The sequence below is a fragment of the Candidatus Woesearchaeota archaeon genome (assembly GCA_016928155.1).
Lineage (GTDB): Archaea > Nanobdellota > Nanobdellia > Woesearchaeales > JAFGLG01 > JAFGLG01.
On sequence record JAFGLG010000007.1, the window covers coordinates 112,493 to 126,224 of the forward strand.

The 13,732-nt window shown below is 42.0% G+C and carries 19 protein-coding genes and 1 tRNA gene; 10 read left to right on the top strand and 10 right to left on the bottom strand.

The genetic code is table 11. The features are described from left to right. Window positions 1–6: 6 nt before the first annotated feature. A complete protein-coding gene (locus tag JW968_03920; GenBank protein MBN1386094.1) occupies window positions 7–876 on the top strand; it encodes a DUF1385 domain-containing protein in 870 nt (289 codons plus the stop codon). Here the strand turns inward: JW968_03920 and JW968_03925 are convergent, their stop codons facing one another. From JW968_03925 to JW968_03935, 3 genes are read right to left on the bottom strand one after another with little or no spacing between them, the layout of a single operon-like run. After that, the gene (locus JW968_03925; GenBank protein ID MBN1386095.1) at window positions 877–1,575 is read right to left on the bottom strand and encodes an FAD-dependent oxidoreductase; all 699 of its coding nucleotides are present in this window, start codon (window positions 1,573–1,575) and stop codon (window positions 877–879) included. It abuts the gene before it with no gap. 2 nt (window positions 1,576–1,577) lie between these two features. After that, window positions 1,578–1,805 carry a ferredoxin gene (locus JW968_03930; protein MBN1386096.1) on the bottom strand — a complete coding sequence of 76 codons (228 nt, stop codon included), beginning with the start codon at window positions 1,803–1,805 and terminating at the stop codon, window positions 1,578–1,580. Further along, complete coding sequence (locus tag JW968_03935; GenBank protein MBN1386097.1) at window positions 1,802–2,167, bottom strand: zinc ribbon domain-containing protein; 366 nt, start codon at window positions 2,165–2,167, stop codon at window positions 1,802–1,804. The genes JW968_03930 and JW968_03935 overlap by 4 nt, the downstream gene beginning before the upstream one ends. A 110-nt stretch (window positions 2,168–2,277) precedes the next feature. Between JW968_03935 and JW968_03940 the strand changes: the two genes are divergently transcribed. The 3 genes from JW968_03940 to JW968_03950 all read left to right on the top strand — a co-directional run bounded on the left by JW968_03940 (window position 2,278) and on the right by JW968_03950 (window position 4,395). Next, window positions 2,278–2,427, top strand: a complete 150-nt coding sequence (locus JW968_03940) for a hypothetical protein (GenBank protein MBN1386098.1) — start codon at window positions 2,278–2,280, stop codon at window positions 2,425–2,427. 72 nt (window positions 2,428–2,499) lie between these two features. Beyond that, on the top strand, window positions 2,500–3,582 hold the full coding sequence (locus JW968_03945) for a caspase family protein (protein MBN1386099.1): 1,083 nt from the start codon (window positions 2,500–2,502) through the stop codon (window positions 3,580–3,582). A 12-nt stretch (window positions 3,583–3,594) separates the two neighbouring features. Then, entirely contained in the window at window positions 3,595–4,395 is an 801-nt protein-coding gene (locus JW968_03950) for a methyltransferase domain-containing protein (protein ID MBN1386100.1), read from the top strand. 371 nt (window positions 4,396–4,766) lie between these two features. On the opposite strand, the gene JW968_03955 is transcribed toward JW968_03950, so the two are convergent. The 5 genes from JW968_03955 to JW968_03975 all read right to left on the bottom strand — a co-directional run bounded on the left by JW968_03955 (window position 4,767) and on the right by JW968_03975 (window position 8,988). Beyond that, window positions 4,767–5,255 carry a hypothetical protein gene (locus JW968_03955; GenBank protein ID MBN1386101.1) on the bottom strand — a complete coding sequence of 163 codons (489 nt, stop codon included), beginning with the start codon at window positions 5,253–5,255 and terminating at the stop codon, window positions 4,767–4,769. Further along, window positions 5,252–5,530 carry a hypothetical protein gene (locus JW968_03960; protein MBN1386102.1) on the bottom strand — a complete coding sequence of 93 codons (279 nt, stop codon included), beginning with the start codon at window positions 5,528–5,530 and terminating at the stop codon, window positions 5,252–5,254. The genes JW968_03955 and JW968_03960 overlap by 4 nt, the downstream gene beginning before the upstream one ends. A gap of 254 nt (window positions 5,531–5,784) precedes the next feature. Next, complete coding sequence (locus JW968_03965) at window positions 5,785–6,573, bottom strand: hypothetical protein (protein MBN1386103.1); 789 nt, start codon at window positions 6,571–6,573, stop codon at window positions 5,785–5,787. A 541-nt stretch (window positions 6,574–7,114) separates the two neighbouring features. Further along, window positions 7,115–8,383, bottom strand: coding sequence for a hypothetical protein (locus JW968_03970; protein ID MBN1386104.1), 1,269 nt, complete (start codon window positions 8,381–8,383; stop codon window positions 7,115–7,117). A gap of 161 nt (window positions 8,384–8,544) precedes the next feature. Beyond that, complete coding sequence (locus JW968_03975; GenBank protein MBN1386105.1) at window positions 8,545–8,988, bottom strand: hypothetical protein; 444 nt, start codon at window positions 8,986–8,988, stop codon at window positions 8,545–8,547. A 1,011-nt stretch (window positions 8,989–9,999) separates the two neighbouring features. On the opposite strand from JW968_03975, the gene JW968_03980 reads away from it, so the two are divergent. The 3 genes from JW968_03980 to JW968_03990 are packed head-to-tail and all read left to right on the top strand — an operon-like array spanning window position 10,000 to window position 10,844. Next, entirely contained in the window at window positions 10,000–10,266 is a 267-nt protein-coding gene (locus JW968_03980) for an AbrB/MazE/SpoVT family DNA-binding domain-containing protein (GenBank protein ID MBN1386106.1), read from the top strand. Continuing rightward, window positions 10,260–10,502: a type II toxin-antitoxin system RelE/ParE family toxin gene (locus JW968_03985; GenBank protein ID MBN1386107.1), complete on the top strand. Its 243-nt coding sequence runs from the start codon at window positions 10,260–10,262 to the stop codon at window positions 10,500–10,502. The genes JW968_03980 and JW968_03985 overlap by 7 nt, the downstream gene beginning before the upstream one ends. 57 nt (window positions 10,503–10,559) lie before the next feature. Then, window positions 10,560–10,844 carry a phage integrase N-terminal SAM-like domain-containing protein gene (locus JW968_03990; protein MBN1386108.1) on the top strand — a complete coding sequence of 95 codons (285 nt, stop codon included), beginning with the start codon at window positions 10,560–10,562 and terminating at the stop codon, window positions 10,842–10,844. A 36-nt stretch (window positions 10,845–10,880) separates the two neighbouring features. Here the strand turns inward: JW968_03990 and JW968_03995 are convergent. Beyond that, window positions 10,881–10,988 (bottom strand) — tRNA-Arg (locus JW968_03995). 46 nt (window positions 10,989–11,034) lie between these two features. Further along, window positions 11,035–11,268: a hypothetical protein gene (locus JW968_04000; GenBank protein MBN1386109.1), complete on the bottom strand. Its 234-nt coding sequence runs from the start codon at window positions 11,266–11,268 to the stop codon at window positions 11,035–11,037. Window positions 11,269–11,388: 120 nt separating this feature from the next. Between JW968_04000 and JW968_04005 the strand changes: the two genes are divergently transcribed. The 3 genes from JW968_04005 (at window position 11,389) to JW968_04015 (ending at window position 13,562) form a co-directional block, all read left to right on the top strand. Next, complete coding sequence (locus tag JW968_04005) at window positions 11,389–11,730, top strand: hypothetical protein (protein ID MBN1386110.1); 342 nt, start codon at window positions 11,389–11,391, stop codon at window positions 11,728–11,730. Window positions 11,731–11,800: 70 nt separating this feature from the next. Continuing rightward, a complete protein-coding gene (locus JW968_04010) occupies window positions 11,801–13,288 on the top strand; it encodes a proline--tRNA ligase (GenBank protein MBN1386111.1) in 1,488 nt (495 codons plus the stop codon). Window positions 13,289–13,349: 61 nt separating this feature from the next. Continuing rightward, window positions 13,350–13,562, top strand: coding sequence for a hypothetical protein (locus JW968_04015; protein ID MBN1386112.1), 213 nt, complete (start codon window positions 13,350–13,352; stop codon window positions 13,560–13,562). Window positions 13,563–13,732 lie beyond the last annotated feature (170 nt).

Sequence of the window (13,732 nt, forward strand, 5' to 3'; positions counted from 1 at the left end):
CATCCCATGACAAAAAAGTGCTCTATCGACTATGGCGGACAGGCACTCATAGAAGGGGTCATGATGAAGAGCAAGACCCACTATGCAATGGCTGTCAGGAAGCCAGACAACAAGATATCAGTCAAGGTTGAGAAGCTCAAGCTCCTGAAGAAAGGCATCGTGACATGGCCTTTTATCCGAGGTGTAGTCACATTATTCGAGATGCTGGTCATCGGGATAAAAGCATTGTCCTATTCTGCAAATGAATCAATCGGCGAAGAGGAAGAGAAGCTCAGCAGCTGGCAGGTATTCGGAACAATACTCTTCTCACTTCTCCTTGCAATACTATTATTCATACTGCTGCCATTCTGGCTGACAAAAATATTCATCGCAGACAGGGGATTCATGTTCGACCTCGTCGACGGCCTGCTCAGGGTGATATTCTTCCTTGTCTACATCGCCGGCATATCCATGATGAAGGACATAAGAAGGATATTCGAGTATCATGGAGCAGAGCACATGACAGTCCACTGCTATGAATCCGGCAAGAAGCTGACAGTGCAGAATGTCAAGAAGTTCGGGACAGCGCACCCCAGATGCGGAACAACATTCATACTGCTCTTCCTCATGATAAGCATACTTGTCTTCACTGTGGTGAGGACAGACCAGGTATGGATGAGATTCGCTGCAAGGATCGTGCTCCTGCCGGTGATTGCCGGCATATCCTATGAGATATTAAGGATTCTGGGCAAGTTCAAGCACAGCATCATATCCAGGATATTATCATGGCCAGGGATGATGCTGCAGAAGATGACGACGCGCCAGCCGGATGCGAAGCAGATAGAAGTCGCGATAAGATCACTGCAGGCGCTCATAAAAGGGAGCGGAAGCAAATAATCACCAGCCTTCATAATGGATATCTTCTGAAGCAAAACCCAATGCTTTAAGCCTGGCCACAACATCCACAGTGAACCTGGAAGGCCCGCAAAGATAGACCTGCTTGCCTGATGGACTGCCTGCCAGCTCCAGATGGGTCTGGATATACCCGCGCCTGCCTTGCCAAGAAGGGTCATCCCTGCTGATTGATGGAATGAGATGGAAATTAGGATGCTTCTTCTCCAGTGCCTCAAGCTCATCCTTGTACAGGAAAAATTCACCTGTCTTAAAGCCGAAGAAAAGCCAGACATCCTTGCTTGTCCTGCTGAAATCAATGCATCTTATCATGCTTATCAGAGGGGCGATACCTGTGCCGCCGGCAACAAATACTGTATCTTTGCCTGGAACAGGATTGTCCATAAAGAACTTGCCATAAGGGCCCTGCACAATCACTTCATCTCCCTTCACCTTCTTCGCCAGGTATCTTGACAATGCACCATCTGCGTGCATCACATAGCAGAATTCCAGATATGCCTTCTCATTCTTTGCAGATGCTATAGAATAAGGCCTCTTGACTTCCTGGCCTCCAATCTCAAGACCCAGCATGCAGAACTGGCCGGGATAGAAATCAAAAGGCCCATCAAGCCCTATCCTGACAACAAAGACATGCGGAGCAGTCTCTTTATGATAAATGATCTTCCCTGAGGATGCGATCGCCATCGCTAGACCTTCCTTACCTCAATTATCCTGACCGGGCAGACCTCAGCAGCCTGCCTGACATCATCGACCTCTTTCTCGTCGATGATACTCTCTTCTGTCTCCCCCACTTTCTTTGCGCCGATAAGCTCGGCTTTGTTCTCAGAATTCATCTTCCAGTGGGCAGGATCTGCAGCGACACATGCCCCGCAGCCGATGCATTCATCTTTCCTATGGACAATCTTATATTTCATTTTAATCTCATCCCGCATCTGTCGCAGAAACGGGAACCTGACTCAATAGCTGAACCGCACTTTCTGCATTTACCCGGAGGGGAAGCGACAAAAGCTCCCATGACAAAGACACTACCGATTATGATGACAATGATAGCGACAATCGAATAAATGGTGTTCTTGTTGCAGAAGGTCTCTTTCTCCCAGACTGTCAGCTCTCCCATATGCTTCCCTTGGACCTCCAGAAGCGAGAAACCAGGGCCAAGAGCATCATCTGAACATCCGTGCCATGCGCTCTTGGTGATTGCAACAGGTATAGAGACTAACCCGAAAAGAATCATAATTGAACCCATAATGAGATAGACCCTATCCATTATCCCCATTTTTTTTGAAAGAGATTTAAATAGTTATTGGGTATATATTTTCTATATTGTAATGATCAAATGAGCAATTATTTATATCTCCTTATCTAGGCACCATATGGGGTGGTAGCATGATCAAGACATGCATAGACAAGACAGAGCTTGTTCTGGATATAAAAGAACGAATCATGAAGAGCAGGCCAGATTATGACCCAAGACACGCAGAGGAGACAGCCCGCCGATGGGTCTCAGGATCTGGGCAGAACAAGATACTCTACTGATTGATATTTTTGTCACTTTCTAGTGGTTATAAATAGAAATATTTATATATCATCTGTGACATTTCTGGCTGCATGCCTGACAAAAACAAGATACTAGTTCTTGTACAGAGAGTTCCTAGACTCCAGCATTTCATGATATCCGGCGCTACACATCTCGGAAGGTCATCTGAGATAGCATGGAAAGTGCCGGAGCGACAGATGCCTGACGAATTCGGGCAGCTCGAATTGGGCATCAAGATCTGCGGCACCAGCATCTCAAGGAACCACGCAGGCATCATCCGGAGAGATGATGATTACCTCCTCATGGACCTCAACAGCAGGAACGGCACAGAGGTCATCAGGGAATGGGATACAGGCTTCGGAAGGAAAGACATCAACCCAGGCAGGAATGATCCTGTGCCGCTGAAACTCGAGAGAGGCGACACCATAATCCTCGGGAAAGATTTCCAGGTGAGTGTCGACGACATAATAGAAGAGGCAGGGAACAACCATGCCCTCCTTGTAGGAGCAGACGGCGGGAACCTGCGCGGAGTGAAGAATGACCTGGATAATCTCGCCTATCATCTGGCAAGAAGGGGATATGCAGGGAACATCACCAGGCTCTACAATGGCCAGGCGACAAAACCGAATGTCAAAGCAGCCCTCGAAAAAGCAGCATACACCTCGACAAGCGGATCGCATTTCCTTTTCTTCTATTCAGGGCACGGGGGCGAAAGAGGGCTGCACCTGGGATGCTTCAGGAATCTCAAGCCTGCGGAACTCTACCAGAGCCTCTCAAACATACGGGGCAAGAAAGCAGCTGTGCTAGACTGCTGCCATTCAGGCATCTTCGTGCACGGCATCAACAAGCTACTGATACCAGACAACACCCTTGTGCTCGCAGCATGCGCAGCTGACAAGAGAGCATATGAAGGACGGTCACCTATCATGGCCGGCAGTCCTTACATGGGGAGGTTCACAGAAGCGCTTGTGCATTACCTGCATGAGAACAGAGGAAACATAAATCTCCAGGATTTCAAGGCAGAGCTGGAAAGGAAGATGTCCAATACAGTATTCAAGGTCCATTACCAGGAACCCAGAGCAGCAGGCACATCATTCTCCATTGTTGAAGCCCATACATGCAGGGATGAGCAAAAATTTAAAAACAATTCCTGATTATCCTGCTGCATGGATGAGGATAAGGAGCACATCAAGAACCTCAAGTTCAGGGATGACACACTCTTGAAAGCAAGAAAGGTATTCTACAGGCTTTCAAAGCCTTTTGTGGACCTTGACAAAGAGATAATCAGTAGGATAAGCACTGAAGGCAGCCTGAAGATATTGGATGTCGGCTGCGGGAACGGGGATTTACTCATAAAACTCAGGAACACAGGTTTCAGCGGAGAGATGAAAGGGATAGATTTCTCAGAAGGCATAATCAACAATGCCCGCGATGCAGGGAAAGGAACAGGAATAGACTTCAGAATCGGAGAAGCAGAGCACCTTCCATTCAGGGATGACTTCTTTGACATCATAATCGCAAAACATGTATTGCACCTTGTCGGGAGACCCCAGCAGGCATTCAATGAGATATGGAGATGCCTCAAGAAAGGAGGGAAGTTCATCTGCGTGCTACATACAGCAAGAAACAAGCCATTCATCCACGCCCTCGAGAAAGAGATAAACGAGAAATTCAAGGTATCTATCATGCACACAAGCAAAAATGTCACGATGGAAGATGCAGACCAATACTTTGAGGCATTCAAGGTGCTTGAGAAGAAGTCCTTCGAGAGCAAAGTTGAGCTGAAAGAGGCAAAGCCATTTGTCGATTATTTTGAGACATTGAAATACAGCTGGGTGCCCAAGCTGACAGAAGAGCAGTGGAAGCTCATTGTGGAGACGGTCAGGAGATTCGTGGAGCAGATGATAAAGGATCAAGGGCATTTCATCGAACTGAATTCCAATGGGCTGATTGTCGCGAAGAAATGATGCTTCATGACATGATTTGACATGGAATCCCCCTGTTCTTTGAGGTATATTCTTAGTGCAAGGATGCCGAAGGCAAAACCCAAGAGAAACAAATTCTTCTGGGCGCCAAAAACCAAAGTTTCTTGAGCGAATCAAAGCAATTTCAGGGGCGTTTTTCATAAAGCCCGCAGAGCCTTTTCTAAATATCCTAATGTCGGGGCAAATAAAAAGAAGATAAACTATCCAAACAAATCTGAAATCCAATCCCATACTTTTTGGAGAAAGTCATGCTCCCCATAAGAATCACCTTTTCTGTCTCCTTCAGGCAAACTTGGAGGTTCCATAATACCTTCGCCTTCAAACTCAGCATCATCAGTCAATCCCTTCAGATCTTAGGTATAAGACAACCGTGTAACATACTTTGCATTGGCCAGGTTCAAGGATTTCTCCAGCTTCTTTTTCAGTCCGTAACTGATCTTTTTGCTTTCTTCAACTGTTAAGATATCATTCTGGTCTGCAACAGGATTAACAGTCAATACATGAACATCAATCATACTCTCGCCAAGATTCAGGCTGGATATCTCTAATGGATAGTATGGTTTTTTAGGTTGAAATCGAAAGATTAGGTGAGTGGCCATGCCTTGTCTCAGGTCCTTAATACCCCAGTAATAGTCGTAAAGAGGATCGAGCCTATCTGATAAGTATCTGAGGACAACTTCATATTTTTTCCTGGCATTTTTGATAGTCTCTTCATTGATTATTTCCTGTATCGCCTTTACGTCATTCATTGAACCAACAGGATCCAACTCCGCAGCATAACAAAAATTATCATCAGCATATATATCATAAAAATATTCTGAAGAGTCCAGGTCACCGTTCACTTTCTGAATTTATCAATCATCAGACAAGCCAAACCATAAGAAATGATAAATTCAAGCACGACAAAAATCATTCCAATAATCCCAAGATATATATGCGGAGAAAAATCACCAACATAAAATCCGTCTGAAAAAGTGAATAAGGGCATAACCTTTTTACATACACCGGTCCCTTCTTTACATTCATTTGCCGGGATTATTGGCAACAAAGAGATTATAAACAATAGGATTACTGCAAGAATAATCTTCGACAGGTTCGGTTTGAATATTTCTTTCATATAGAACAATTAGTCTCATTATTATATAAATCTATTGATAACCTCTAGGTGACCTAAATCGAGTTTAACATTGGACCCTGTTATCAGCCCAGAGCGAACAAAGAATATTGTAGGCGAAAGCCTGCAAGACAGGGTTCGACTGAAAGGAGAAAGCGGGATTTTCAATTTATTATAAACAATCCCCCAAAAGAAGCTATCTTTTAAGTCAGAAGTCCCCCCACCCTGTGGGAAGTTCAGGGTGGGCGGGAAAAATTTTAATCTGCACCAACTAGGCCCTTAAACCAATTAAGAATCTTCTGTAAAAGTCCGTTACTTATACATTTTCCTGAAACACAAAAATCAGAAGAACATTCAAAATTGTTTTCACAAGCTTCCCCTGTCTGTTTTTGTGATAACCAGATATAATCAGGAGAACAATAGCGAACATCTCTTCTTAACCCAGTCATCTCACAAGAAACACCTGTTTCTGGACCGCCTTTTGTCCCACAATCTTGCGGACAATAATAAGGATATGATGCTGTGTTTTCTCCATAATCACAAACATTGTCGCCACATTTTCCATATTGGATCGGGCCAGCAGAAGCATCTTCAATAATCCATATATAATTCTGGCAACTCATCCCCGCCAAACCCCCTGTTTCGTCATTAGCATGTTTCGAATCTTTGTAATATCTTATACTTTGTCCAACCTTCAGGTCATTCCCAAATCTCCTTGGCCCCCCTCCTGCACAATTTTCTTCTTCTCCTTCAATACTATGAAAGAGTTGTGTGTTATACCCAACAATATCCCCTGCCTCATAATCCCCTTTCAAAGAGTTAGTTACTTCAATCTTAAAAGTGCAATCTTTTATCATTTCATAACAATCCTCCTGCTCAATACCCCCTTTGTAGGGCTTGCCACAAATTTTGTCATTTATCATCCCTTCGATGGCAAATGTAGAAGAGTCTAAAAGTTGTGAATCTGAACAAGGAGGTTGCATGGCATAAACCATAGAAATTGATACCAAAAAAATTAATGCAGTCAATATAATTTTTGTTTCCATCTTGATAAGAATAAACATCCCGGATTTAAAAAGGTTACTGTAACTTCAAATACGTTTGCAGTTTTCTCACACGCGCAAAGCGAGTGTGAGGCGGGGGACTTCTGACTCTTGTCTTCGGTAAATTGAAAATCCTATTGCTGATAATATCCTACTTAACCAAAGTCCCGAAAGCAAAAATTTTCCCTCGAATTTGAGGCAACCCGCAAAACCGAATTTGGATGGGGAAGTCTGCAAGACTTTGGAATCTCTTAATCGCTGTTAGTTGCGTCACGAAGTGAAAACATCCCGAAGAGTTGAAAAATGGCAAACATTGTCGAGAACGAAGCTCATCCAATCAAACAGAGAAAGGGGCTGTTTTTTATTGAAAATGACGTTTGTCATTTTAAGGGGTTTAATACCCCACCCTTCAGGGCGTCATTTTCAATTCCAAACCATAAAATAGCTTAGCAATTTTAGGGCCCCAAAAATCAAAGATTTTTGAGGGAATCACACAATCAAATACTCCAACCTTTAGGTTGGAGATTAGTGCGATTTCTGTTATTTAGAGGAAAATATTTGCTCTCTGCACATATTGGACAAAAGGACCATTATCTGCATATAATTTTACTAAAAAGTTTATGAAATCAGGATATGACTTAAGATATTTTTTACTTCCATTAATTGCTTGAAGTATAATCTCGCATGCGATTTCTGCTATTCCTTCAGAAAAGCTAGTCTTGTGAGTTTTCTTTCCTAACAATTGAAGATCAGGAACCATGAAGTCCTGAGCAATATTAAATTTACTGCTTCTAGAACCGCCTCCAATATGAACCCCATTTTGTTCCAGAATTTTCGTCACAATTTGAGCACCCCTAGTTACCAAATGAGGTTCGTCTCCGTGAATTACAATATTATCATCTTGCTGAAATAACATACCCACTGATTCTGGCTGACATGTTTTAATTTGGCCTCTAAATCCAGACTTAACCAGAACTTGAACTGCCGAAATAAAAGCTTTTGCTGTGAATGTATGATAATCAAGACTTATATATGCTTTAAAACTTCTGTGTTGTTGAGCATCGCCATTTAGAACAAAATGATTCCAACCAGCTCCTGATTTGTATTGTACGCCACTAATTCTTGGAACTTCTTTCTCAATAATATTTAATTCTAACTTTAGTTTATCCCATAAATTTCTCTTTGAACCCCGGATATAATCTCTTATTAATGCTTCATCGCCCACAAAACCAGAAAATCTTGCTCTGAGATATTTGTATAGGCGGTTAGGGTCTCTTCCCACTCTGCTAAGAAACTTCGTAAAATCTTCTCCTGCAGATTCTGATTTACTTGCTTCAGCAGAAAAGAAAGCAATACACTTTTTCGGAACAGCTCGGCCTCTCCCCTCATGAATTGCTCTTTCTTGTGATTCCTTTATGAATCTAATTTCTTGCTGAAAAAGAGAGTCAATCTCCTGAGTAAAACTTCGTAATCTGTCAAGCTCTTGTTTTTGTGTTTTTGGGTCTAAACCTCTATTAGATTCCATTACTTTGATGTGATCTTTTAATTGCTGTGCTTTGGTAATAATTCTTAAAGAAAGTTCTGGAACATCCAAACCCCTATTATGCAAATCCTGAAGTTCTCTAATCAAAACAATATCTTCATCCTCAATATGTTCAAGTCTATGTTCTCTCTGTTCCATCCATTGCCAATTATCAGGAATGCTTAATTCGTCTTTCTCTATAGAACGAATCATACTATGGATCTGCTTTCGTAAATCTTGATGAAACCACATAGATAATAAAAAATAAGCCCCATTTAATAAGTTTGCCATTTTTCAATTGCAAATAGCATCGGGATTATCAATAAGTTTTTTGCGTAGCAAAAAATTTGGATGGAGCCCGCAGGGCGGAGTCTCTAAATCCTCGTCATGCGTTTCTTCTGCAGGAAAAAATGCCGAAGCTAAGCATATGCACAGTATTACACAAGGTGGCATTACCAAGCATAAGCGATCAGAAAAGAAAGCGGGATATATGTGGCCAAATTTGCTAAAAAAGAAATCTTCAGTAAATCTAATATTCTCATATTGACTTTTCTGAAAAATGGGATATAGATCCCCCATTCAATAAATGCAGAAAACACAAAAGCGACACCAACCAATATCAGGTTTACATCAGTATTTTTGTAAAGACGGACAAAAGTTCCCAAAAAAGAAGTCACAATGTTTGCAACAAAAGTGACTAAGACCAATTTCCAAAAACCAATGGGAACTTTTATGACCTTATCTGCCAGCAACCAGAATGCGAACGCTTCGACAAAAATAATGAAGGGTATCAAAGGGATAGTCAGCCTAGAAAGCGGAATAATCAAATCTGCTGAAACCAATTGAGGGAGCAAAAGAAAAGCCAATATTGCTGATAATAAAGATTTCTTGTCCATAATATGACAATATCCTTGATTATTTATATAACTTTCCAAAGGCCAACACCCGGGTAACGCACATAACAGTGTCTGACTCTTTTTCCGATACAAAGTGTCAGAAAAATCCATACAAAGTGTGGAAGTACGCGCAAGCTGAGTTTAATCGCATTATATGTCCAGGAGGGCGAAATCTGAAGGATTTCGAGTCGAGGGTTTATCTTATGATCACGGGGCGGATGCGGCGCATTGTCCAGAAGAAGAGAGAGCGGGGAGAAATCTAATCAAAAAATTGCTCTGAGCATCAAGGAAACCTGACCAATAAGGAAATACATCAAAAAAATACAGGCAATAAATGAAATAACATAATATATAGTAAAAAATTTCACATTCTTTTTCAATATATGATATATTATAAATGCTATCATAACAAAAATGAAAAATATAATGAAACCAGAGATAATCATATAAAAATTATAACTATTGTAACCCATTGTCATCATAGCATGTCTTTTTGAAAAAAGAAAACTTAACAAGAATAGAGTGATTATTGTAGGTATTAAATGATATAGCATCTTTTTGTCTAGATTCTTCATTAAAGTAAATATTAATCCAAGAGATATTTAAATGTTTATGCTGGGATATTGCATCTTCCCACCCCATTTCTTTTCTTAAGATAAATCCTCAATTGAGTTTAATTGATGTTAATGGCGCTCCGACATGAGCAAAACTTTATGATGAGTAGAAAATCACAGATTTGCGCCACGAATCAATAAATTTTCAGTTATGACGCAAGAAAAACCCTGTTTTTCTGAGTAATAATTGACTTTAAAAACATATACACACAAAATGCGGAAATAAGGATTCTTAAGGTTGATAAATGCATTTTATTTATGATCGATTCCAAATAAGTGACATGACTGTTGAATGATTTTCGGGTTTGCAAGGGAAATATGTTTATCTATAGTCTTGTTCTATTGGAAAGGCAACATTTATATATGAGGTAAGACTAATCTTACCTTGGTGATATTAATGGATGTTGCAATAACCAAGATAAGCTCAAAAGGCCAGGTTGTGATCCCAGCAGAGATGAGGAAGGACCTGAAAGATGGAGACAAATTGATAGTAATCAGGAATAAGGAACAGATAATCCTGAAAAAGGCAAGCCGATTGGGGGAGAATCTAGCTGAAGACCTTGAGTTCGCAAAAAGGACTGAGGAATCTTACCAGAGGATTGAGCAGGGAAAGGGCATAAAAATGGAATTTGATGAGCTTATCAGACATATGAAAAAATGGTAGAAGTAGTCTTTGATGATAATTTCAGGAGGTATTTTAAGAAGATAAAAAGCCAATCCATGAAAATGCAGATAATCAGCCAGATTGAGAAAATCAGAGAGAATCCTGAAACAGGAAAACCGATGAGATTCAGCAGAAAAGGAACAAGAGAATTATACATCTCTCCTTACAGATTATCCTACACCATAAAAGAGGGTATTATCTACATTCTTGATTTATATCACAAGGATAATCAATAAAATTCTTTCGGAATTATCTGCTGAATACTTATATCTTGGCGGTTTAATTCAATTCTTATGGACATTCCCGGGGCCATGAAGAAAGAGATGCTCAGGAGAAGATTGAGCCATAAGACAATCAGGACTTATCTGTTCTATGTAAGGAAGTCCCTCCTGTTCTGCTCTAAGGATCCAAAGCAATTTTCGAAAAAGGATTGCAGGGAATTCCTTGAGAGATATATAGAAAGATCCGGCAGCACTCTGAATGTAGCTCTCAACTCACTCAGGTTCATGATGGAAGAAGTTCTTCGGAAAAGCATGAGTCTGAACATAAATCATTCAAAGATACCAAAGACCGCTTGATATCTGAATCAAAGACTATATGATTTACTAAAAAAGCGAGCCTGGAGGGATTCGAACCCTCATCAGCCGGTCCGAAGCCGGTCGCACTTACTGGTCAAGTGCACGGTATGATGGCACGGCATATCCAGGTTATGCTACAGGCCCTTATGAAAAATATTTCTTGATACCACTTATAAATCTTATGCCAGAATCAGTTCGGCAGATCACGCCGGTTTTTCTTTTCCCAGACCATCCTTCCTATCTCTTCCTGCCAATGCCTGATCTGATCCTCTGTGGGAAAAGGAAGACCTTCAGGCCATTTATCCCTGTCATCCCTGCCAGGAACAATGTCAGGGAATTGCCTTTCTAATGGCACAGGCTCAGGAAGCCTATCATCCTGTCTCATGGTCTTATACATATCTGCCGGCTTGGGATCATAGATCATAGGGCATAATGTGTTTTCCTGCTATTTAAATGTTACTAGATGTTACTATTATTAAGTAAGTAAAATATATTCGGCAAAATATATAAGACAGAATATGAAAAACCCTCATAAGGTTGTGCGATGAAAAGACCGATTATCACAATGGTGACAATGCTTCTTGTTCTCATATCAGCTCTCCTAATTTCAGGATGCGGTTCGCAGAACAGTGAAAAGCTGGCGCAATGCCTTTCAGAGAAAGGAGCAGTCCTATATGGAACAGAATGGTGCAGCCACTGCCAGAACCAGAAAGAGGCATTCGGCCAAAGCTTCAGCTACATAGAATTCATTGACTGCGACAGGCAAAGTGAGAAATGCTTTGCAGAAGGGATTGAGGGATACCCGACATGGGTCATCAACGGCCAGAAATATCCAGGCAATCAGGACATCATTAGGCTAGCGGACATCTCCGGTTGCCCCATCTAGCTTATTTATAAATCTGAGTCCTATTTTATAAGCATAATATTTAAATAAGCCACTTGTCCTTCATTCTTGAATGCCAGAAAAGAAGACAGAAAAGAAAGACGTCGGACTGACAGTCGATAAATCACAGTTTGCAGAATGGTATCCTGAAGTGATACTGAAAGCAGAGCTTGCAGACTATAGTCCTGTCAAAGGATGCATGATAATCAGGCCGAACGGCTACTCAATCTGGGAGAAGATACAGGCATACTTCAATGCAAGGATGAAGAAGCTCAAGGTCAGGAACGCATACTTCCCGCTCTTCATACCCGAGTCATTCTTCAAGAAAGAGGCACAGCACGCAGAAGGATTCACACCAGAAGTCGCGTGGATAGCCAACAGGGAAGATGAAAGGCTTGCAGTCAGGCCGACATCAGAGACAATCATGTATGACTCATACTCAAAGTGGGTACGAAGCTGGAGAGACCTCCCGCTCAGGATAAACCAGTGGGCCAATGTCGTGCGATGGGAGACAAGCGCAGTCAAGCTTTTCCTGAGGACAAGAGAATTCCTCTGGCAGGAAGGACACTGCGTCTATGCAACAAAAGAGGAATGCGACCAGGAGACCTTCATCTACCTGAATGAGTATGCCAAGCTCTCAGAAGAGCTGCTTGCAGTCCCAGTCATCAAGGGAGTGAAGACAGAGAAAGAGAAATTTGCAGGGGCATTATACACAACAACTATCGAAGGCCTGATGCCGGACGGCAAAGCCCTGCAGATGGGCACATCCCACCAGCTAGGCCAGGGATTCGCAAAATCATTCGAGATCAGCTTCCTCGGAACAGACGGGAAGAAGACAATACCATGGCAGAACTCATGGGGGCTGTCGACAAGGACAATAGGTGCAGTCGTCATGACACACGGAGACAACAAAGGGCTTGTGCTGCCGCCGAAGATAGCAGAGACGCATGCCGTGATTGTCCCGATAATATTCGACGAGACAAGGAACAAGGTGCTTGAGAAATGCCAGGAGATAAAGGCATCTATAGAGAAAGAGATGCTCAAGATATCAGATGAGCTGTCAGTGAATATCAGTGTGCTTATAGATGACAGGGACGAATACAACCCAGGCTGGAAATTCAATGAATGGGAGCTCAAGGGGATCCCTCTGAGGATAGAGTTCGGGCCCAAAGACCTTGAGAAAGACCAGGCCATCCTTGTGAGAAGAGACACAGGCGACAAGCTCCCGGTGCCTCTCAAAGACATCGGGAAGAACGTGCCTAAGCTCCTTGAGATGATCCAGGATAACCTCTACCAGAAAGCAAAGAAGTTCATGATGTCCAACATAGCCGAGACAGACAGCATGGATGAGATGATACAGCAGATAGAGCAGAAGAAGATGGTCAAGGTGGACTACTGCTGCAATGCAGAATGCGAAGAGTCAATAAAAGAGAAGACAGGCGGAGCAACAGCAAGATGCATCCTGCTGGATCCAAAGATGAACAAGATAGAATCAGAAGTGAAATGCATCCACTGCAGGAAGAAAGCCAAGCATAAGGTACTTTTCGCAAAAGCCTACTGAATCCCTTATCTATTATTAGTGATTACAAACTTTTTTAAAAACACACACTTCTCCATCAAATATGGCAGATGCAATCCCTTATGATCCGTTCCCTGTCTTCATAATGCACTATCTGAAGCAGTATGTTGACATAAGGAACCATCCCGATCCTTTTGGGCAGTTCAGAAGACCCTTAAACGCTTCTGTGCACAACCATAATGGGCACAATGGATATCATTTCCTTGAGCATAAGAAGATGTACGAAAGGATACATTATCCCCAAGGGAAAAGATAGAAGCTGTGAACACGACATCCGGCGATAAACAGCATTCTTCACAAGCATTCTCCCAAAAAAGGGTTCATATGCGCACAACCTCCCATATATCTGTCAGATACTTGCAGGATACCTGTCAGATCAAAGAGGTCAAAGCGGTATTTATTGCAGGCATCAGGCAAGAAAATACA

What these genes read in the sequence shown, in the direction of transcription:
- JW968_03930 (MBN1386096.1), bottom strand. Translation starts at nt 1,805, where the DNA reads ATGAAATATAAGATTGTCCATAGGAAAGATGAATGCATCGGCTGCGGG.
- JW968_04000 (MBN1386109.1), bottom strand. Translation starts at nt 11,268, where the DNA reads ATGATCTATGATCCCAAGCCGGCAGATATGTATAAGACCATGAGACAG.
- JW968_03920 (MBN1386094.1), top strand. Translation starts at nt 7, where the DNA reads ATGACAAAAAAGTGCTCTATCGACTATGGCGGACAGGCACTCATAGAA.
- JW968_03975 (MBN1386105.1), bottom strand. Translation starts at nt 8,988, where the DNA reads ATGGACAAGAAATCTTTATTATCAGCAATATTGGCTTTTCTTTTGCTC.
- JW968_03960 (MBN1386102.1), bottom strand. Translation starts at nt 5,530, where the DNA reads ATGAAAGAAATATTCAAACCGAACCTGTCGAAGATTATTCTTGCAGTA.
- JW968_03985 (MBN1386107.1), top strand. Translation starts at nt 10,260, where the DNA reads ATGGTAGAAGTAGTCTTTGATGATAATTTCAGGAGGTATTTTAAGAAG.
- JW968_03990 (MBN1386108.1), top strand. Translation starts at nt 10,560, where the DNA reads ATGGACATTCCCGGGGCCATGAAGAAAGAGATGCTCAGGAGAAGATTG.
- JW968_04005 (MBN1386110.1), top strand. Translation starts at nt 11,389, where the DNA reads ATGAAAAGACCGATTATCACAATGGTGACAATGCTTCTTGTTCTCATA.
- JW968_03940 (MBN1386098.1), top strand. Translation starts at nt 2,278, where the DNA reads ATGATCAAGACATGCATAGACAAGACAGAGCTTGTTCTGGATATAAAA.
- JW968_03945 (MBN1386099.1), top strand. Translation starts at nt 2,500, where the DNA reads ATGCCTGACAAAAACAAGATACTAGTTCTTGTACAGAGAGTTCCTAGA.
- JW968_04015 (MBN1386112.1), top strand. Translation starts at nt 13,350, where the DNA reads ATGGCAGATGCAATCCCTTATGATCCGTTCCCTGTCTTCATAATGCAC.
- JW968_03950 (MBN1386100.1), top strand. Translation starts at nt 3,595, where the DNA reads ATGGATGAGGATAAGGAGCACATCAAGAACCTCAAGTTCAGGGATGAC.
- JW968_04010 (MBN1386111.1), top strand. Translation starts at nt 11,801, where the DNA reads ATGCCAGAAAAGAAGACAGAAAAGAAAGACGTCGGACTGACAGTCGAT.
- JW968_03965 (MBN1386103.1), bottom strand. Translation starts at nt 6,573, where the DNA reads ATGGAAACAAAAATTATATTGACTGCATTAATTTTTTTGGTATCAATT.
- JW968_03935 (MBN1386097.1), bottom strand. Translation starts at nt 2,167, where the DNA reads ATGGGGATAATGGATAGGGTCTATCTCATTATGGGTTCAATTATGATT.
- JW968_03970 (MBN1386104.1), bottom strand. Translation starts at nt 8,383, where the DNA reads ATGGCAAACTTATTAAATGGGGCTTATTTTTTATTATCTATGTGGTTT.
- JW968_03925 (MBN1386095.1), bottom strand. Translation starts at nt 1,575, where the DNA reads ATGGCGATCGCATCCTCAGGGAAGATCATTTATCATAAAGAGACTGCT.
- JW968_03980 (MBN1386106.1), top strand. Translation starts at nt 10,000, where the DNA reads ATGGATGTTGCAATAACCAAGATAAGCTCAAAAGGCCAGGTTGTGATC.